Below are 18,398 nucleotides of genomic sequence, written 5' to 3' on the forward strand. Positions count from 1 at the left end.
GATCACCAAAAGCTTCCGGCGCCTTCGGTCATGTCGGAGGCGCCCGCTTAAAGCGTTTCGCGAAAATCTGTGGTCCGGGGTTTTCGCGAAACGCTCTAGCAGGCGATCCAGCGGTTTGTCGCCCACGAAACCCAGCCTATCGTCCCGTTCGTCAACCGAACAAGGTGCCAGTTGCCTTGCTGTGAGCCCAGCATCTCGAGCGCCGTGCCCGAGGGCAGCTTGGCCAGCCGGGTTCCCGTGCGTGTGCTGGGTTCGGTGCGGATGGCCAACCAGTCGTCCGGTGGCCGCACGTCATGGACATGGCAAACGCGATTGGCCGGCGGGGCAGGGGCCTCTGGGGCGCTGCTCTCCTCTTGGGGTTCAGCAGGGTCATCGGGGGTGCCGATGTCAATTTTCATCTGGGGTTGTTCGCCGGTATCGCCCGCCTCGTCACAGGTGCCGAGGCCGGGATAGCACTCCTGCGTGGTTTGGGCAGTGCCTGCGCCAGCGGTAAGCAAGGCGATGGAGAGTGCGAGAATACATTTCATGGTGATCATCGCCTAAAGCGTTTTGAGAAAATCCTGACACCCAGACTGTCGCGAAAGGCGGCAGAGTGGTCAACCATCGCACCCCTGTGCCGTGTGTTCGATTGCCCGGATCAAAGTCGACACCCCGTAGATTTCGCTTGTCCGAGAAGTCCGAAAACAGAGGTCATTCTGGGCAACATGCTCTAGTAATTTGGAAAGACGTCCGTGACGAAGGCTTCGCCCTCGGTCAGGGCTGCGGCGATGTCGCGTGTCGGATTTTCAAGATAATAGCGAAACCCGGCGCGAAGCGCGACGTGCCGTTCCTGCGGGGTGCCATGATGGCCGATATTCGTGAAATTGTTATCACCCAGCTCGAAAATCTTGCGTGACAGCGTGTCGAGGTCGTCAGGCTGTTGAGAGAATTTCGTTCCCATATAGTAGCCGGCCATGAAATCGGCGTGCAACTCAAGGAATTTCACCGTGTCATGGCGGTTCTGAAGCCGGTCAAAGATGCCTTGATCCTGCATCTGGAGAATGTGGGAAAATTCATGTGCGATCACGCCCGACACGATTGAGCCGCCAAACCTCGCCGATGTGAGATGCGCTTCGAGAAGGTCGAGTTGGTAGAGGATGGTTCCGTCCGTGCCGGGCGTCGAGGGAAATGTTTGCTGCGTCGCCATGGCATTCTGAATACCCTGCGCATAGACATAAAAAGCGGGCCGGACACCGAAGAACGCCGACTGCGCTTGGAGCTCTTCGATAAGAGCACGGTCGATCGAGGGGGTTCCTGTCCCGCTCAGAAGGCGCAATGAGTGCAGATCGAAGCCCGCATCCGTGCCGCACAGCACAACAGGCCTGTCGGCGTGATTTGATTGTGCGGCACTTGGGCCGGTGCTGATCAGGATCGCCCAGACGCAGAGCCCGACGCGCGAGAGAATACGCCCGGCGGTCGCTTTGATCTTTGTAGAAATCATGTATGTCATATCACCCCCCTTGCACCAGGATGACACGGGACGCGCATGTTTGTCGACATTCCTCCGCATCAGACGGCCACCGACCCCGGACAAGAAAACGCCGCGACCCTTGAAAGAGCCGCGGCGCAAAAGTGCAAAAGGCGTCGGGATCAGTTCAGCGCCTTGTCCGTGATCTCATGCGTCCAAGCGGCGTCGCCGGGATGTTCGGTGATCACCGGGTCCGAGCCGCCCGAGAGCAGCGAGTCGACCGTGCGTTCGAAATCGGCCGGATCGAGCGCGCCGTTGGACCCCTCGGTCAATTTGGCGATCTCGCGCATCATGTGAAGCTGATGCGCCTCTGTCTGGGCCCCGGTCGAGTCATTGTCGAGCACGATCATCGCGGCGTCCTCGGGGTTCTCCTCGGCCCATTTCCAGCCCTTCATGGAGGCCCGGACAAACCGCGCAATCTTGTCCACGAAGGCGGGATCGTCAAGGTTGTCCTCGAGCACATACATTCCGTCCTCGAGGGTGGCGACACCCTGATCTTCATACTTGAAGACGGTCAGATCGTCCTCGGTGAGGCCAGCATTCAGAACCTGCCAGTATTCGTTGTAAGTCATTGTCGAAATACAGGCCGCCTGTTTTTGCAGAAGCGGATCGACGTTGAAGCCCTGCTTGAGCACGGTCACGCCGTCCTCGCCGCCATCGGTCGGGATTTCGAGTTTGCTCATCCAGCTGAGGAAAGGATATTCGTTTCCGAAGAACCATACGCCCAGTGTTTCGCCGGGAAAGTCCTCGGGGCTGGTGACGCCGCTGTCGTTGCGGCAGGTGAGCATCATGCCCGACCGTTTGAAGGGTTGCGCGATATTCACGAGCGGCAATCCCTTCTCGCGCGAGGCGAGGGCCGACGGCATCCAGTCGATGACCACATCCGCCCCACCGCCGGCGATCACCTGCGCGGGGGCGATATCGGGGCCACCCGGCTTGATCGTGACGTCGAGGTTCTCTTCGTCGTAAAAGCCCTTGTCCTGGGCCACGTAATACCCGGCGAACTGTGCCTGCGTCACCCATTTGAGTTGCAAGGTCACGTCGTCCGCGGCCTGGGCCATTCCGGCCCATAAGCCGGCAGCGGCCAGGCTGACTGTTTTGGCTAGCTTGATCATCTTCCTCTCCTTTTTTGGTTATCTTTATCTTACGCCCTGCGGCGCTGTGATGGGTGCCAGAATGTCACCCGCGCTTCGAGAAATGCAACCCCGCCGTAGAGGGCGGAGCCGACGATGGCAGCGACGACGATTTCCGCCCAGACCAAATCCATCGCGAGTTGGCCGACCGACGTCGAGATGCGGAACCCCATGCCGCGGGTGGGCGAGCCGAAGAATTCGGCCACGATGGCCCCGATGAGCGCGAGCGTCGTGGCGATCTTGAGGCCGTTGAAGATGAACGGCATCGCCGCGGGCAGCCGTAGTTTGAGAAGTGTCTGGGTATAGCTTGCCCCGTAGGTGCGCATGAGATCGCGCTGCATCGTGTCGGTGTCGCGCAAGCCTGCCACGGTGTTCACGAGGACGGGAAAAAACACCATCACCACCACCACCGCCGCCTTGGATTCCCAATCGAAACCGAACCACATGACAAGGATGGGCGCCATCCCGACGATCGGCAGCGCGGCCACGAAATTGCCCACCGGCAAAAGCCCGCGTTGCAGGAAAGGTGAGCGGTCGACTGCGATTCCCATAAGGATCGCGGCGCCACAGCCGATGGCATAGCCCGAAAAGGCCCCCTTGAACACGGTTTGGACGAGGTCGCCCCAAAGCAGCCCGAGGTTGTTTGAAAAGGTCTCCGCGATTGCAGTGGGGGCAGGCAGGAGGACGGGATTGATCCCAAGGCCACGCACCATGCCTTCCCACAAAACCAGTATCGTGATGCCAAAAAGCGCCGGCACGACGAAGGGCGCAACAGGCGATCCGCTGCGGCTGAGGCGGACGTTGATCCACCAGGCGACGGCCCAAAAGGCGAGCGATCCCAGAATCCAGATCATGCCGTCATCCCCATCCGTGTGAGCGTCATGCGCTGCATGACCCCTATGGTCATGACCAGAAGCGCCGCCAGAATCGCCGCCCCGATGAGCGCGCTCCAGATTTGAATGGTCTGGCCATAGTAGCTTCCCACCAGCATGCGCGCGCCCAGCCCGCCGTCCTGACTGAGCGAGAGCTCCGCCACCACCGCGCCGATCAGGCTGGCCGCGATGCCGACCTTGAGCGAGGCGAAGAGATAGGGCGTCGAGGACGGAAGCCGCAGTTTCCAGAAGGTTTGGGTGCGGCTGGCGTTCCAGGTTTTCATCTGGTCCATTTGCATCGTCGATGGGCTGCGCAGGCCCTTGACCATGCCCACAACCACCGGGAAAAAGCTCAGATACATCGAAATGACGCCCTTCGCGATCAGGTCATCCACTTGCATCGATGCCAGAACGACCACGATCATCGGCGCGATGGCAAGGATAGGCACCGTCTGGCTCGCGATGACCCATGGCATCACCGACATGTCCATCGCCCGGCTGTGGACGATCCCCACGGCCAACAGGATACCAAGACCGGTTCCGAACACGAAGCCCAGCAATGTCGAACTGAGCGTGATCCATCCATGCCAGAGAAGCGACCGTTTCGAGAACGCGCGACCGCGCTGCACCATCGCGCCGGTCGTCTTCCACAGCTCTGCCGCAACCTGATGCGGGACGGGCAGGCGGGGCTTGTCCTGGCTCCATGTGTCGGCCACGAGGTCTGACGCGTTAAGCTCGATCCCCGCGCGCTCGGCCTTGTCATAGGCCCACGCCTTGTTGAGCCCGATGGCCGCGGCATACCAGATCGCGAAGATGGCGAGCACGACGGTCAGGACTGGCAGAATGTTGCGCATCACGCCCCCCTTGTTTTCATCTTTCCCCAAATACTCATTCGCCGGTCCCGGTTGCGCGCGGCGACGCTGAGTATTTTTAGAAAGATGAAGGGATTTGTCGGTTCGCTGGACGCCCCGTACAGGCTGGAGAGCCGATGACCGCAAAAGGTGGAAACGCCCCGTCCGACATGGCCGGCAGGGGCAGTTCCGATGATGATGCGCTTACCCATCGCCATGCCCCGCGCGAAGGCCATCGCGGACGCGGTGGGCGATCTCGATGAATTCGGGCGTGTCGCGGATATCGAGCGGGCGTTCGCGCGGCAGCGGGCTTTCGATCACGTCGGTGATCCGGCCGGGGCGCGGTGACATGACGACGATCTTGGTCGAAAGATAGACCGCCTCGGGGATCGAGTGGGTGACAAAGCAGATCGTCTTGTTTGTCCGCTCCCAAAGCTTGAGAAGCTGTTCGTTCAAATGGTCACGCACGATCTCGTCCAGCGCGCCGAAGGGTTCGTCCATCAACAGGATATCGGCATCGAAGGCAAGCGCGCGGGCGATGGAGGCGCGTTGCTGCATCCCACCCGAAAGCTGCCATGGGAACTTCTTTTCGAACCCGGCGAGATCAACCAGTTCGAGCACCCGGGCGACACGCTCGGCCTGTTCGGCCTTGGAATAGCCCATGATCTGAAGCGGCAGGCGGATATTGCCCCCGATGGTGCGCCACGGGTAAAGCCCCGCCGCCTGAAAGACATAGCCATAAGCACGCGCGCGGCGCGCCTCTTCCGCGCTCACGCCGTTGACGGTAATGCTGCCGCCGGTGGGATGCTCAAGGTCTGCCATGCAGCGCAGAAAGGTGGTCTTGCCACAGCCCGAGGGACCGATGAAGCTGACGAATTCGCCGCGGTCGACCTCTAGGTTGATGTCCTTGAGGGCATGGACGGGGCCGTCATTGGTTTCAAAGGTCAGGCTCAGGTCGCGGGCCGATATGACGGTGTCGTTCACGTGTCAAAATCCCATAGTTTAGCTTCGGCGAACTCCACCGAGTTTTGCGCCGGATCACGAACATAGAGCGATCGGACGCCGTTCGGCCAGTGGAAATCGGCCTCGATCCCGATGCCATGGGCGGTCAGGTGGTCGGCCCAGTCCTGCGTTTCGCCCTTGCCGACACGGAAACACACATGCCCCGGCCCGTGCGCGCCATGAGGCGGAACGGGAAACTTGCCGCCCGAAGCCTCTGCGGTGGCTTCGGGGTTGAAAAGCATGAGCATGGATGTCTCACAGCGCAGGAACACATGCCGGCCTTCGACCCGGACATGCTCGGTCAGGCCCACGATATCGGTATAGAACCGGGCCGCCGCGTCGAGATCGCTAACGTAGAGCGCGGTTTCCAGTATAGCCGCAGGGGCGGTCGGCGCGGCCATCGGGTCAGATGCCCGCCGGGATGTTCATTGGATCACGCTCGATCATTTTGGGTGAGTTGAGTGCCTTCCATTTGCTCAGGGCTTTATGCGCCGAGGGGAAGGCCGGGCGCGGCACGAAACGGCCTCGACCGGGCTGAGGCTGAGAATTCTGACCCCAAGCCCAGATCACCTCGCCGCGCGAGATCGTGTAGCGCGAGTTGGCCGTCACGGTGAACCCTTCGAACACGTTGTAATCAAGGATCGAATGATGGTTTGCCGGGCTGATCGTCTTGGTGATATTGGGATCCCAAACGACGATATCGGCATCCGCACCTTCGACGATCGCACCTTTCTTGGGGTAGATGTTGAGGATCTTGGCCACGTTCGTGGATGTCATGGCGACAAATTCGTTGGGGGTGAGGCGACCGGTTTCAACCCCACGGGTCCAGAGCACGGGGAGCCGTTCCTCAAGCCCGTTCGAGCCGTTGGGGATGATGCGGAAATCGTCGCGACCGCGCCGTTTCTGCTCGGTCGAGAAGGCCGCGTGGTCGGTCGCGACAACCTGAAGAGAGCCCGCCTGAAGCCCCGCCCAGAGCCCGTCCTGATGCTCCTTCGAGCGGAAGGGGGGCGACATGACGCGGCGTGCGGCGTGGTCCCAATCGGTGTTGAAATACTCGGACTCGTCCAGCGTCAGGAACTGGATCAGCGGCTCACCATAGACGCGCATGCCCTTTTGGCGCGCGCGCCGGATGGCTTCGTGCGCCTGTTCGCAGGAGACATGCACGATATAGAGCGGCACGCCCGCCGCGTCCGCGATGGTGATCGCGCGATTGGCGGCCTCGCCCTCGAACTCGGGCGGGCGCGAATAGGCATGGCCTTCGGGGCCGGTGATGCCCTGATCGAAATATTTCTGCTGCATCTCGGCGACAAGATCACCGTTTTCGGCATGGACCATGGGCAGCGCGCCCAACTCGGCACAGCGTTTGAACGAGGCGAACATCTCGTCATCCTCGATCATCAGCGCGCCCTTGTAGGCCATGAAGTGCTTGAACGAGTTGACGCCCATCTCGACGGCGTCCTTCATCTCGTTGAAAACGTTCTCGTTCCAGCCGGTGACGGCCATGTGATAGCCGATATCGGTGCAAATCTGCGGTGCGGATTTGCGGTGCCATTCGTTGATGGCGTTCTTGATGCTGCCATCCTCACCGGGCAGGCAGAAATCCACCAGCATCGTTGTGCCGCCACAGGCCGCGGCCCATGTCCCGGTCTCGAAGGTTTCGGCCGCCGTGGTGCCCATGAAGGGCATTTCCATATGCGTGTGCGGATCGATGCCGCCGGGGATGACATAGGCGCCCTCGGCGTCGATCACCTCGTCGCCCGTGAGGTTTTCGCCGATCCGGCTGATCTTTTCGTCCTCGATGAGGACATCGGCCTTCCACGTGCGATCCGCCGTGCAGACGGTGCCGTTCTTGATGACTTTGGTGGTCATTGGTTTTCTCCCTGTGACGCGCCATTTGAGCGCCATTCGACTTATCTTCTAACTGGCTGACTAAATTCCGAGTGGCCCAAACGTTTTGTAGGGACCGACGCTGGTGTCCCAATCTTTGATAAACGGTTTCGGATCGTAACCTAAGCGCGACGGTTTGCCGTCAATCACAAACCAATGGCCTGGATTGCTAGTTTTTGACCGGACCAAAGTCCGAAATTCCTTCTTCTCGTAGACGGGATACCACAAACGACGATAGCGAACCACTTTCGTTCCATCTGTGGTGCGATATCCTAACGAACGATAGATCGTTTTGGCGTGCATTTCTTTGCCGTTTCGGGAGACGACGTAGATAGGAGATTGCTCTATCCTAGGCATCACTCCACAATCTCCGCCGTTTCCACCACGGCGTGCATCAGCACATCGGCTCCTGCCGTGGCCCAGTCCTTGGAAATCTCCTCGGCCTCGTTATGGCTGAGGCCGTCGACGCAGGGGCACATCACCATCGCCGTTGGCGCCACGCGGTTGATCCAGCAGGCGTCGTGGCCTGCGCCCGAGACGAGGTCGCGGTGGGAATAGCCGAGGCGTTCGGCGGCGTTGCGGATGGCGGTGACACAGCCTTCGTCGAAGGTGACGGGGTCAAAGCCGCCGGCCACTTCAAATTCGACCTGCAAGCCCATGTCATCACATATCTTTTGCGATTCTTTCTTCATCCGCGCCACCATATCCTCGAGCACGGCCTTGTCGGGTGATCGCTGATCCACGGTGAAGACGGTCTTGCCCGGGATCACGTTGCGTGAGTTGGGATAGACCTCGATATGGCCTGCGGCGCCGACCGCGTTCGGGGCGTTGTCGAGGGCGATTTCGTTCACCTTCTCCAGCACCCGCGCCATGCCGAGGCCGGCGTCGCGGCGCATGGGCATGGGGGTGGAGCCGGTGTGGCTGTCCTTGCCGGTGATCGTCAGTTGTGTCCAGCTCAGGCCCTGACCATGTGTGACGACGCCGATATCCTTGCCTTCGGCTTCGAGGATGGGGCCCTGTTCGATATGCAGCTCAAAGAAGGCGTGCATCTTGCGTTCGCCCACGGGCTCGTCCCCGCGCCAACCGATGCGGTCAAGCTCGTCGCCGAAGCGTTTACCCTCGGTGTCGCGGCGATCTTCGGCCCAGTCTTGTTCATGCATCCCGGCGAAGACGCCGGAGGCGAGCATGGCAGGCGCAAACCGCGTGCCTTCTTCGTTGGTCCAGTTGGTGACCACGATGGGGTGTTTGGTCTTGATATCAAGGTCGTTCAGGGTGCGGACCAGTTCAAGCCCCGCCAGCACGCCGAGAACCCCGTCGTATTTGCCACCCGTCGGCTGCGTGTCGAGGTGGCTGCCCACATAGACGGGCAGGGCATCGGGATCGGTGCCTTCGCGCCGGGCGAACATGTTGCCAAGCGTGTCGAGCCCCATGGTCAGGCCCGCATCTTCGCACCATTTCTGAAAAAGCGCGCGGCCTTCGGCATCTTCGTCGGTCAGGGTCTGACGGTTGTTGCCCCCGGCAACGCCCGGCCCGATGCGGGCCATTTCCATCAGGCTGTCCCAGAGCCGGTCTCCGTCGATTTTCAGATTTTCGCCTGGCGCTGACATGCTGGGCCCCCGTGCTGTTGTTCACCTGTCGCAATTTTACCATTTGGTAAAAGCACGATCAGGCCAACGGCTGCGCGAGTCAAGTTTCGTGTTGGGAAAATCGGGGGGGATCGCTAGTCTCATCCGTAGTTTGCCCTGCCATGATCGAGGAGGCGATGCAAGACGCATGCCCGACACCGCCCCCCAGGACCAAGACGATGCCACCCCCCGGACAAGTCGAATTCAGCAGCGCAATCGCGCCCGAATTCTCGAGGCGGCTCTCGATGTCTTTGCCCGGCATGGCTATCGCGGGGCGACGCTTGATCAGATCGCCGCGCAGGCCGGTCTGAGCAAGCCCAATATTCTCTATTATTTTGACGGCAAAGAAGCGATTCACGTCTCGCTGCTCAATCATCTGATGGACACGTGGCTCGCCCCCATGCGCGAAATTGATCCGGCTGGCGATCCGCTTGATGAAATTCTGCGCTATGTGCATCGCAAACTTGAGATGAGTCGGGAATTCCCGCGTGAAAGCCGCCTTTTCGCCAATGAAATCCTGCAAGGTGCGCCGCGCATGCGGCCGCATCTGGAAACCGGACTCAAGCCTCTGGTGGACCGAACGGCGGCCATGATCGAGGGTTGGATGGCCGCGGGCTTACTGGCGCGGACAGACCCGCGGCACCTGATTTTTTCAATCTGGGCCACGACGCAGCATTACGCGGATTTCGAAGCTCAGGTTTCGGTGTTGATGGACGGCGAGGACGGCTTCGAAGGCGCGGCACGCTATCTTGATCGCCTGTATCGGCGGATGCTGATGCCGTGAGGCCTTGGACTACATGAAATCTTCATAGGCCCGTTGGCCCGCTGTCATCTTTCGGTGAGATGCGCGGAGTGAGGCACCCGAACCCGTTGGGTGCCGTCATTCATTGCGATCAATCGCCATGGTCGTCGGCCCGTGGCGTGATCCGGGTCAGGGTGCTTTGCGGTCATTCATCAGTTTTAATCGGCGCTGGCTGCTTGCCTGCATGGCTGCGCTTCTGGGTCTATGGGGGCACGGCGCGGATGCGCTTGAGGCATCCAAGGACACGCATCCCCTTCTGGCTGAAATGGGTATACCCGTAACATTCGGCGCGGCGGCAGGATATGTTCCTGACGCGGTCTGCGCCGATTGCCATGCCGACAAGGCGGAAACATTTGCCGAGATGGGCATGGCGCGCAGTTTTTACCGCCCATCGCGCGAGAAGGTCATCGAAGATTTCGGCGCTATGCCCTTTCATCACGAGCCAAGCGACCGCTACTACGAAATGGAGTTGCGCGACGGCGACTATTGGTTTCAGCGTTACGGGCTGACCGCTGAGGGCGCACGGATCGACGGTTTTTCGGTCAAGGTGGACTGGATTCTCGGATCGGGGAACCATTCACGCATCTATCTTTACCAGACCCCTGATGGCGCTCTCTTTCAGCTTCCGATCTCGTGGTATACGCAAAGCCAAACTTGGGCGATGGCGCCGGGCTATGAGTTCAAGCAGCATTTCGGCGTTCTGCGCGCGGTCCCGCCGCGCTGTATGGCCTGCCACAATGGCTTTGCAGACTATCCCCAGAAAAGCGGGCTGCCCGGCTATCCCTGGACCTATCCCACTGACTTGCCCGAGGGGATAGGCTGTCAGCGGTGTCATGGACCCGGGGCCGAACATGTGCGCCGGGGGTTCAGCGGTGAGGGCGGGGTTGCCGATCTGCGCGCGGCGATCGTTCAGCCCGGGAAGCTTGAGGACGAAAAGCTCTATGGAATCTGCTATGGGTGCCACATGCAGCCCACCGTGACGGTCAACTCACCGCTCAGGCTGGGACGTGGGCATTTTTCGTTTCGACCGGGGGAGGACATCGAGGCGTTCGTGATGCAATTGGACATCACGGACCCCAATATGCCCAAACCCGAACGGTTCGAGATCAATCACCATCCTTACCGGATGAAGCAAAGCGCATGTTATACTCAGGGCGAGGGCGAACTGGGCTGCCTGAGCTGTCATGATCCGCATGTGAAGATCAAGCCCAAGGCACGCGCGGCGCATTACCGCAAGGCCTGTCTGAGTTGTCATGAAACCGACGACCGGGGACTGCCGCGCATGACAACGGCCGGGGCGGCGCATCCGACCATCACGCAAGAGGATGATTGCACCGCATGCCACATGCCCGAGCGCCGCACACAAGACGTGGTCGAGGTTTGGATGACCGATCACAAGATCACACGCCGCGCCGACCCTTTAGCGGAACGACTGGCCCCGATCCCGAGTGTCAACGCAGAGGTGTCCGATATTTACCTGCATGATCCTGAGGCGGATGTCGCGACTGACGAGGCGTTGATTCTCAAGCTTGTTTCGATCCTCCAATATAGTGGCGACCGTGCCGGATATGCGGCGACCGACCTTGGCGAAGTCCTCGCTCGAAGTGGCAACCGTGATCTGGCGCCCTGGGTGCGCTTGATGGAAGCCTATGTTCGGCAGGATCGCTGGACCGAAGCCCATGCAGTGTCGAATCGCGCTCTGTCTATCGACCCTGACAATCCGTCGCTTCTGGGCAATACGGCAATGGCCAGCTTCGCGATGGGAGAGCATGCCGAAGGAATTGACGCGATCCGCGAACGGCTTTCGCGTGATCCCGAACTGGTCGAACTGCGGTTCAAGCTGGTGCGTCTTCTGGCCATAGCCGGGCACGCGGATGATGCCATGACCGAGGCCGAAACGCTTTTGCAGTATCGGCCAAATCATATGCAGACTTGGCGATTACTAGGTACGCTCGCCATGCAAGGCGGGGATCAGGAACTGGCGATCCGGGCCTATCTCAATACGCTTGAATTGGAACCCGATGCGCAGAAGGTGCGCGCGACAGCCGCGCAACTCCTGCGCGCCAAGGGCCGTGCCGACGCGGCCGATCGGCACGAAGGACAGCTGTCGCGCTAAAGCGTTTCGCCTTTAACCTGAGACGTCAGCGAAAGGCGAAACGCGTGCAACGCCTGACTGTCGCGCTGCGTTTCGCGAAAGGCTGTGCGTAAGGTTTTTCGCGAAACGCTTTAAAGCTTATTCCGCCGCGCAGGCCCCCGGGTTGTTGGGGTGCGTCGTCCAGTTTGCATACTCTTTTTCGACCACCTTGCCGGTGCGTTCGTCCATGGCTCCGGGTTCAAGCTCTACCATGGTGATACAATCTTCCACGGGGCAGACATTGACGCACAGGTTACAGGCCACGCACTCGGCGTCGATCACTTCGAAGGTGCGGTCTTCGGACATCGAGATCGCCTGATGAGAGGTGTCTTCGCAGGCTGCATAGCAGCGGCCGCATTTGATACAGGCGTCCTGATCGATGCGCGCCTTGGTGACGTAGTTGAGGTTCAGATGCTTCCAGTCGCTAACGTTGGGGACGGCGCGTCCCACGAGCTCGTCGGTTGAGGTGAAGCCTTTCTCGTCCATGTATTGCGACAGGCCGGAAATCATCTCCTGCACGATCTTGAAGCCATAGGTCATGGCGGCGGTGCAAACCTGCACGTTGCCGGCGCCGAGGGCCATGAACTCGGCCGCGTCGCGCCATGTGGTCACGCCTCCGATCCCGGATATGGGCATGCCTTGGGTGGCCGGATCGCGTGCGATCTCGGCCACCATGTTGAGCGCGATGGGTTTCACGGCGGGGCCGCAATAGCCCCCATGCGCGCCCTTGCCGTCAATCATCGGCTCGGGAGAAAAGCTGTCGAGATTGACGGATGTGATCGAGTTGATCGTGTTGATGAGGCTCACCGCGTCAGCGCCGCCATCTTTCGCGGCCTGTGCGGGTTTGCGAACATCGGTGATGTTCGGCGTCAGCTTGACGATAACCGGCAGGTCGGTGTGTTTCTTGCACCATTCGGCGATCTGATGGATGTAGTCGGGCACTTGGCCCACGGCCGAGCCCATGCCGCGTTCACTCATGCCGTGGGGGCAGCCGAAGTTGAGTTCGACCCCGTCACAGCCGGTTTCGGCGACGCGCGAGAGGATATGTTTCCAGCTGTCTTCGTTCACCGGGACCATGAGCGAGGCGATGATCGCGCGATCGGGATAGTCCTTCTTGACGCGAGTCATTTCCTCGAGATTGGTCTCGAGCGGTCGATCGGTGATCAACTCGATATTGTTGAGCCCGAGCAGGCGCCGGTCGGCCCCCCAGATCGCGCCATAGCGGGGGCCGTTCACGTTCACGACCGGCGGATCTTCTCCGAGAGTTTTCCAGACCACACCGCCCCATCCGGCCTCAAAGGCGCGGCGGACGTTATATTCCTTGTCGGTCGGCGGTGCCGAGGCGAGCCAGAACGGATTAGGGGACGTGATACCAATGAAATTTGTTGTTAAGTCAGCCATTTATGCCTCCTTTGCGCCGGTCAGCGCGGCATGAATATCCATCGCCGCATCGCGGCCTTCGGCCACGGCGGTCACGGTCAGATCGTCGCCACCGGCGGCACAATCGCCCCCGGCCCAGACGCCGGACACCGAGGTGCGCCCCGTGTCCGTCACGGTGATCTTGCGGCCATCGAGATCGGGAAGGGTGTCCCCTGCAAGCGCCTGACCGATGGCTTTGAACACCTGATCGGCGGGGATGCGCACGGTTTCACCCGTGGGGGTGAGCGTGTCGTCGGTGTATTCGAATTCGATCTCGCGCACCGCGCCATTGCCGTGGATCGCGACGGGTTGCGCGCGGGTGATGATATGCACACCGCGCGCCGCCGCGAGATCCTGTTCGAACACGCTTGCATTCATGCGTTCGCGGCCACGGCGGTAGACGAGCGTCACGTTGAGCGCGCCAAGCGCCTTGGCCTGAACCGCGGCGTCTATGGCGGTCATGCCGCCTCCGATCACCACCACGTCGCGCCCGATAGGCAGTTTTGATACATCCTCGGCCTGACGAAGTTCAGCAATGAAATCAACGGCATCTCGCATGCCATCCTTGTCTTCGCCGCCAAGCCCCAAGGCATTGACCGCGCCAAGCCCGAGCCCGAGAAAGACCGCGTCGTAATCCGACTGAAGACTGTCGAGCGTTACGTCCCGGCCCAGTGCCACGCCATTCTCAAGTGTGATGCCGCCGATTTGCATGAGCCAGTTCACCTCGCGCAGGGCGAAGTCATCGACGGTCTTATAGGCGGCGATGCCGTATTCGTTGAGACCACCGGGCTTGGGCCGCGCATCCATGAGCGTCACGTCGTGCCCCAGCATGGCAAGGCGGTGGGCACAGGCAAGGCCGGCGGGCCCGGCCCCCACCACCGCGATGCGCTTGCCCGTGGGATCGGCGCGGGTGAAGGGGTGTTCGTTCTTCTCCATAAGGATATCGGTCGCGTATCGCTGAAGCTGACCGATGATCACCGGCTTGCCCTCGGCGATCTCGCGGACGCAGACCTCTTCGCAGAGTGTCTCGGTGGGGCAGACGCGGGCGCACATGCCGCCGAGTATGTTCTGGGTCAGGATCGTCTTGGCCGCCGCTTCGGGTGTGCCGGTGGCGATCTGGCGGATAAAGAGCGGGATGTCGATATCCGTCGGGCAGGCCGTGACGCAGGGTGCATCATGGCAGAAATAGCACCGATCCGCCGCCACGGTCGCCTCATGCGCATCCAGCGGCGCATGCAAATCGGCAAAATTATCCGCGTATTCAGAGGGTTCCAGTCGATCGGCGGTGATGCCGGGGGTCAGAGGGCTGTGGCTCATGGGGGTCTCCATTGGCTGACAGGCTGGCCGACAGTAAAGCACATTCAAAAATTTTATCAATTGGTAAAATAAAGAGGATGTCAGTTTTTTTCCGGTCTACCCCCTATTTGTTTAAAGCGTTCGAGCCCTGCGCCGCGTTGTGCGACCATCGGTGTTACAGGGTCGTCTCGCAATGTGTTAATGGCGTTGATCCCGGGTCGGTATCGCGTCGGCACCCATGTCGGTATTCACGTCGGTGCAGGGGCCGTCACGCAAGACGTTAACGGCGCGTGCGGCCATTGTCCTCGTGCCGTCCAATTAAAGCGTTTCGCCTTTAACCTGAGACATCAGCGAAAGGCGAAACGCGTGCAACGCCTGAATGTTGCGCTGCGTTTCGCGCAAATCTGTGATTCAGGTTTTTCGCGAAACGCTTTAATCACTACCCGAGAGCCCCGGTGACCTTCGAAATATTCCTTGCCGTTGGTCTGCACGAAATCCCGGTCAATGCCGGATCAGCGCGCGCTTTCGTGGTCGAGGCGTTGCCGTGCAATCGCTTCGTTCCTTTCGGAGGTGCGCAGATCGCGCAGGGTGTCCTCGACGAAAGTCAGATGCGCGTCGACCGCGGCGCGCGCGGCGGGAGCGTCGCGCGCCTGTAGTGCCGTGTTGATGGCGCGGTGCTGATCGAGGATGGTGGTGCGGGTGGTGCGTTGTCGGAACATCTGTTGCCGATTATAGAACACACCCTCGCGCAGCATCTGAAACATCGAGCGCATCATGTGCAACATCACGACATTATGGCTCGCCTCGATGATGGAAAGGTGAAACTCGGCATCCAGTCGGGCCTCGGTTTCGGAGTTCGGTTTGGTGTGGGCCGCTTCCATCTTGGCGAAGATCGAGCCGATGACGCGCAAATCGGTGTCGGAGGCCAGTGTGGCCGCGCGTTCGGCGGCAAGCCCTTCGAGGTCACGGCGGAACGAGACATAATCGAACACCGCTTCGTCATGATCCGAGAAAAGCCGGACAAGCGCCTCGGAAAAGGCGCTGCCCAAGACGTCGGCCACGAAGATACCCGCACCTGCGCGGCTGGCCAGAAGGCCCTTTTCGCGCAGCTCGGCGATAGCTTCGCGGAGGGAGGGGCGCGACACGCCCATCCGCTCGGCAAGGTCGCGCTCGGACGGGAGCCGTTCCCCGGGGCGCAGGATGCCGCGCAGGATCAGCAACTCGATCTGGCGGGTGACGGCTGAGGACAGCTTTTCGGAGGTGATCTTTTCGAATGGCATGGGGCACCTTTAACACACTGGTCAGATGATATGACCGCGGGGCCCTTGCTGGCAAGCGTGGGCTTGGTGCGTGATGCGGGGATCAGGCCGGTTTGCGGGCCACGAGTGTTGCCACGGGCTGAAATCCCTGAAGCAGGCCATGTGCTGAGCGCCGGTCGTATTCTTCGACAAGTGCGTCGGCCAGCGCGCTGCCGATCTCGTCGCGCTCGACCATCTTCTGGGTTGTGACCTGCACCCATGGGAGCATCCCCGGCCCATCGGTCACGAGACGATTTGAGATGTGAAAAGCCTCTGTGACAAGACCGGCGTCTTGTGCGAGCCGCTTCAGCTTGGACACCACGTATGGGTCGGTGACGCAGGTGTCGATGAAGGCACCGGCGCAGGCCTGTAGCGGATCGTTTCGGAACCCGGCCAGCGATGCCTTGGAAAAATCCATGTCGCACACGACCACGCGACCGCCGGGGCGCAGAATGCGTGCGGCTTCGGCCAGAAGGGCGGAGGGATCGGTGACATGGGTCAGAACGGTATGCAGGACGGTATTGTCGGCGCTTGCATCGTCGTGCGGGAGCGCGGTGCCATCGGCCACCTCGAAGTCGAGGTTGGGGCGGTTTCCGGCGCGGGCGCGCGCCTCAGCGATGAAACCGGCGGATGGATCATGGCCGATCACACGGCCAGGCGCGGCGGCGTCGGCGATGCGCCGTGTGACCGCTCCGGCCCCCGCGCCGATTTCGACGGTAAGACCATCGGCCCGGAATTCCAGCATGCCGAGATATGCGGCGACGATCCGTTCCATCGTAGGGTCGGACTGTCTGGCGTCCATCGCGTCGGCGAACATCGCGATGAACTCCGGCCCGGCCGCGTCTACATCCTGAAAGGGATCGCTCATGAAAATGCACTTGGTCTGATAAAATCCCGGTCCTGACCGGCGTTTAGGCCAGCCAGTGCCGCGACGAGATTATAGACCGAAAGCCCGTTTTCACAAAGCAATATCGTGGCGAGGCTATGCCGCCCCGGCGGACACCCCCCGCCTTGCGTTCAGCCCGCCCGCCACCTTGCGGATTGATCGGGCAGGAACGCCTCAACCGCGGCCGTGGCGATGACGAGCGTTTCGCCAGTGTCCGGGTTGGTCACGTTCTGGCCGCCGCGAACGGCCGTGACGGTGGCGCGTCCGCGTGGCAGGCGCGCGGCGAGCGCGTCGGTGTCAAGCTTGTCCGGTTCCTGCACGCCGATGGTGACAGCGACACGCATGTCGGTGTGTGGGATGCCCGTTGCGGCAAAGATCGGCAGGGTGGAGTGGCGGATCGCGTCCTCGATCGCGCGGATTGCGGCCTTCTGATAATCCATGCCGTGAAGGTCGTTGCCCATGCCCATTTCGATGATGAAACGCTGATCATTCATTGGGAGGGCTCCATGTCGAAGCTGACGGAGATGGCGGCATTGGCGATGACAGTCGGCGCGCCATCGGGGCGCGGCACATCGAGCCCGCCATGCGTTGCGGTGATCCGCACCCGTCCGTAGGGGAAGGTTGATTCGAGCGTTGCGCAATCGACGGCGTCGGGCTGTTGCACCGCGATTTCCACGTCGATGAGCATCTCGGATTTGTCGAGCCCGAAAAGCTCGGCCATGTTGATCGAATTGCGCCAGAGCGCATCCCTCAGGGCGCGGCGCGCGGCTTCGGTATAGTCCTGCCGACGCAAGGAGGTGCCCATGCCGAATTCGGTGAGGACGCGGGTCTTGGGCATGTTGGATGTCCTTTGGTCAGTGGGGCGCTGCCTCTGGTTGGTTTGAGGGGGCTCGGCCTCTGGTCGGTTTGAGGGGGCTCCGCCCCCGGCCTTCGGCCTCCCCCGAGATATTTAGGGCAAGAAGAAACTCGGGATGTTTCTGGCCTGTTCGAGACGTCACGTCAATGCAGGGCAAAAAGCGACAGGCCGCCCACGAGAATGAGGCTGAGCGCCCAGACGATATCGAGGTTGAACCAGCCCTTGGACAGGAAGGCGAGGCCGAGCCAGTGATAGACGCCAAGCGCCAGCGCGCCGCCGGCCACCGTCATCGCCAGCGTATGCAGAAGCGCCACGACGATGGCGGTGCCGCCGTGGGTTTGCATCAGGTCGTAAGCCGCCGCATGACCCGCGTCCGTTTCGAGCGTGCCGCAAATCCCGAGATAGATCGGCACCAGCATCAACCCGGCACCATGCGCCATGGCGGCCAAAAAGGACCAGAGCGCCAGTCGCGAGGGTGGCACCCGCGAGAGAAATCTCGGGTGGCGCCGGTTGATGAGAAGATAGACCCCGAGGGCGATCACCAGACAGGCCGCGCCGATCTGAATCTCGCGCTGCCAGTCGGCAAGCCACAACAGTGCCGAGAACGGCAGAAGCACCAGCGCCATGGCCAGAAGATGCCCCCCGGCCAGCGCGAGCAGCGCCTTGTAAAGGCTGGAATATTCCCGCTCCATCAGGGCGGAGGACACGGCCAGGGGCCAGCCCATGCCGGGATTGACGCCATGGTAAAGGCCCGAGGCGACAACGGCCCACCACAGGGCCGCGACATGAGGGGTTGCGTCGATCATCGCGGCGGAAACACCCCGCCCCGG

The 18,398-nt window shown here is 61.2% G+C and carries 18 protein-coding genes; 2 read left to right on the forward strand and 16 right to left on the reverse strand.

Annotated features, from left to right (window positions below):
• Nucleotides 1–95: 95 nt before the first annotated feature.
• The 9 genes from V8359_RS01545 to V8359_RS01585 all read right to left on the reverse strand — a co-directional run bounded on the left by V8359_RS01545 (nt 96) and on the right by V8359_RS01585 (nt 8,859).
• Nucleotides 96–527, reverse strand: a complete 432-nt coding sequence (locus V8359_RS01545; protein ID WP_336426931.1) for an SH3 domain-containing protein — start codon at nt 525–527, stop codon at nt 96–98.
• A 182-nt stretch (nt 528–709) separates the two neighbouring features.
• Nucleotides 710–1,489, reverse strand: coding sequence for a hypothetical protein (locus V8359_RS01550; RefSeq protein WP_336426932.1), 780 nt, complete (start codon nt 1,487–1,489; stop codon nt 710–712).
• 140 nt (nt 1,490–1,629) lie between these two features.
• Entirely contained in the window at nt 1,630–2,622 is a 993-nt protein-coding gene (locus V8359_RS01555; protein ID WP_336426933.1) for an ABC transporter substrate-binding protein, read from the reverse strand.
• Between the two features lie 29 nt (nt 2,623–2,651).
• Nucleotides 2,652–3,494, reverse strand: coding sequence for an ABC transporter permease (locus V8359_RS01560; protein WP_336426934.1), 843 nt, complete (start codon nt 3,492–3,494; stop codon nt 2,652–2,654).
• A complete protein-coding gene (locus tag V8359_RS01565) occupies nt 3,491–4,366 on the reverse strand; it encodes an ABC transporter permease (protein WP_336426935.1) in 876 nt (291 codons plus the stop codon). Before V8359_RS01565 ends, V8359_RS01560 begins: the two co-directional genes overlap by 4 nt.
• Nucleotides 4,367–4,567: 201 nt before the next feature.
• On the reverse strand, nt 4,568–5,347 hold the full coding sequence (locus V8359_RS01570; protein WP_336426936.1) for an ABC transporter ATP-binding protein: 780 nt from the start codon (nt 5,345–5,347) through the stop codon (nt 4,568–4,570).
• On the reverse strand, nt 5,344–5,766 hold the full coding sequence (locus tag V8359_RS01575; RefSeq protein WP_336426937.1) for a VOC family protein: 423 nt from the start codon (nt 5,764–5,766) through the stop codon (nt 5,344–5,346). Before V8359_RS01575 ends, V8359_RS01570 begins: the two co-directional genes overlap by 4 nt.
• 4 nt (nt 5,767–5,770) lie before the next feature.
• Nucleotides 5,771–7,234 carry a dihydropyrimidinase gene (gene hydA, locus V8359_RS01580; RefSeq protein ID WP_336426938.1) on the reverse strand — a complete coding sequence of 488 codons (1,464 nt, stop codon included), beginning with the start codon at nt 7,232–7,234 and terminating at the stop codon, nt 5,771–5,773.
• A gap of 374 nt (nt 7,235–7,608) precedes the next feature.
• Nucleotides 7,609–8,859, reverse strand: coding sequence for a Zn-dependent hydrolase (locus V8359_RS01585; RefSeq protein ID WP_336426939.1), 1,251 nt, complete (start codon nt 8,857–8,859; stop codon nt 7,609–7,611).
• Between the two features lie 166 nt (nt 8,860–9,025).
• Here V8359_RS01585 and V8359_RS01590 point away from each other — a divergent pair, with 166 nt between their 5' ends.
• Nucleotides 9,026–9,661 (forward strand): TetR family transcriptional regulator C-terminal domain-containing protein, encoded by a 636-nt coding sequence (locus tag V8359_RS01590; protein ID WP_336426940.1) that lies wholly within the window; start codon nt 9,026–9,028, stop codon nt 9,659–9,661.
• A gap of 202 nt (nt 9,662–9,863) precedes the next feature.
• Nucleotides 9,864–11,795, forward strand: a complete 1,932-nt coding sequence (locus V8359_RS01595) for a cytochrome c3 family protein (protein WP_336426941.1) — start codon at nt 9,864–9,866, stop codon at nt 11,793–11,795.
• A gap of 117 nt (nt 11,796–11,912) precedes the next feature.
• Here V8359_RS01595 and preA read toward each other — a convergent pair whose 3' ends face one another.
• From preA to V8359_RS01630, 7 genes are all read right to left on the reverse strand, one after another.
• On the reverse strand, nt 11,913–13,214 hold the full coding sequence (gene preA / locus V8359_RS01600) for an NAD-dependent dihydropyrimidine dehydrogenase subunit PreA (protein WP_336426942.1): 1,302 nt from the start codon (nt 13,212–13,214) through the stop codon (nt 11,913–11,915).
• Nucleotides 13,215–14,549, reverse strand: coding sequence for an NAD(P)-dependent oxidoreductase (locus V8359_RS01605; RefSeq protein WP_336426943.1), 1,335 nt, complete (start codon nt 14,547–14,549; stop codon nt 13,215–13,217). It lies immediately after the preceding gene.
• A gap of 491 nt (nt 14,550–15,040) precedes the next feature.
• Nucleotides 15,041–15,808, reverse strand: a complete 768-nt coding sequence (locus V8359_RS01610; protein WP_336426944.1) for an FCD domain-containing protein — start codon at nt 15,806–15,808, stop codon at nt 15,041–15,043.
• Nucleotides 15,809–15,890: 82 nt separating this feature from the next.
• Nucleotides 15,891–16,694, reverse strand: a complete 804-nt coding sequence (locus V8359_RS01615) for a methyltransferase domain-containing protein (RefSeq protein ID WP_336426945.1) — start codon at nt 16,692–16,694, stop codon at nt 15,891–15,893.
• A 149-nt stretch (nt 16,695–16,843) separates the two neighbouring features.
• Nucleotides 16,844–17,206, reverse strand: coding sequence for a Lin0512 family protein (locus V8359_RS01620; RefSeq protein WP_336426946.1), 363 nt, complete (start codon nt 17,204–17,206; stop codon nt 16,844–16,846).
• Nucleotides 17,203–17,550: a Lin0512 family protein gene (locus V8359_RS01625; protein ID WP_336426947.1), complete on the reverse strand. Its 348-nt coding sequence runs from the start codon at nt 17,548–17,550 to the stop codon at nt 17,203–17,205. The genes V8359_RS01620 and V8359_RS01625 overlap by 4 nt, the downstream gene beginning before the upstream one ends.
• Before the next feature lie 161 nt (nt 17,551–17,711).
• Complete coding sequence (locus V8359_RS01630) at nt 17,712–18,374, reverse strand: hypothetical protein (protein ID WP_336426948.1); 663 nt, start codon at nt 18,372–18,374, stop codon at nt 17,712–17,714.
• Nucleotides 18,375–18,398 lie beyond the last annotated feature (24 nt).

The organism is Roseovarius sp. E0-M6 (genome assembly GCF_037083845.1).
In the GTDB taxonomy this organism is placed as follows: Bacteria; Pseudomonadota; Alphaproteobacteria; order Rhodobacterales; family Rhodobacteraceae; genus Roseovarius.

Bases quoted from the DNA above. Each gene is read 5' to 3' on its own strand.
- V8359_RS01545 (WP_336426931.1), bottom strand. From the start codon at position 527: ATGAAATGTATTCTCGCACTCTCCATCGCCTTGCTTACCGCTGGCGCA.
- V8359_RS01550 (WP_336426932.1), bottom strand. From the start codon at position 1,489: ATGACATACATGATTTCTACAAAGATCAAAGCGACCGCCGGGCGTATT.
- V8359_RS01555 (WP_336426933.1), bottom strand. From the start codon at position 2,622: ATGATCAAGCTAGCCAAAACAGTCAGCCTGGCCGCTGCCGGCTTATGG.
- V8359_RS01560 (WP_336426934.1), bottom strand. From the start codon at position 3,494: ATGATCTGGATTCTGGGATCGCTCGCCTTTTGGGCCGTCGCCTGGTGG.
- V8359_RS01565 (WP_336426935.1), bottom strand. From the start codon at position 4,366: ATGCGCAACATTCTGCCAGTCCTGACCGTCGTGCTCGCCATCTTCGCG.
- V8359_RS01575 (WP_336426937.1), bottom strand. From the start codon at position 5,766: ATGGCCGCGCCGACCGCCCCTGCGGCTATACTGGAAACCGCGCTCTAC.
- hydA (WP_336426938.1), bottom strand. From the start codon at position 7,234: ATGACCACCAAAGTCATCAAGAACGGCACCGTCTGCACGGCGGATCGC.
- V8359_RS01585 (WP_336426939.1), bottom strand. From the start codon at position 8,859: ATGTCAGCGCCAGGCGAAAATCTGAAAATCGACGGAGACCGGCTCTGG.
- V8359_RS01590 (WP_336426940.1), top strand. From the start codon at position 9,026: ATGCCCGACACCGCCCCCCAGGACCAAGACGATGCCACCCCCCGGACA.
- V8359_RS01595 (WP_336426941.1), top strand. From the start codon at position 9,864: ATGGCTGCGCTTCTGGGTCTATGGGGGCACGGCGCGGATGCGCTTGAG.
- preA (WP_336426942.1), bottom strand. From the start codon at position 13,214: ATGGCTGACTTAACAACAAATTTCATTGGTATCACGTCCCCTAATCCG.
- V8359_RS01605 (WP_336426943.1), bottom strand. From the start codon at position 14,549: ATGAGCCACAGCCCTCTGACCCCCGGCATCACCGCCGATCGACTGGAA.
- V8359_RS01610 (WP_336426944.1), bottom strand. From the start codon at position 15,808: ATGCCATTCGAAAAGATCACCTCCGAAAAGCTGTCCTCAGCCGTCACC.
- V8359_RS01615 (WP_336426945.1), bottom strand. From the start codon at position 16,694: ATGAGCGATCCCTTTCAGGATGTAGACGCGGCCGGGCCGGAGTTCATC.
- V8359_RS01620 (WP_336426946.1), bottom strand. From the start codon at position 17,206: ATGAATGATCAGCGTTTCATCATCGAAATGGGCATGGGCAACGACCTT.
- V8359_RS01625 (WP_336426947.1), bottom strand. From the start codon at position 17,550: ATGCCCAAGACCCGCGTCCTCACCGAATTCGGCATGGGCACCTCCTTG.
- V8359_RS01630 (WP_336426948.1), bottom strand. From the start codon at position 18,374: ATGATCGACGCAACCCCTCATGTCGCGGCCCTGTGGTGGGCCGTTGTC.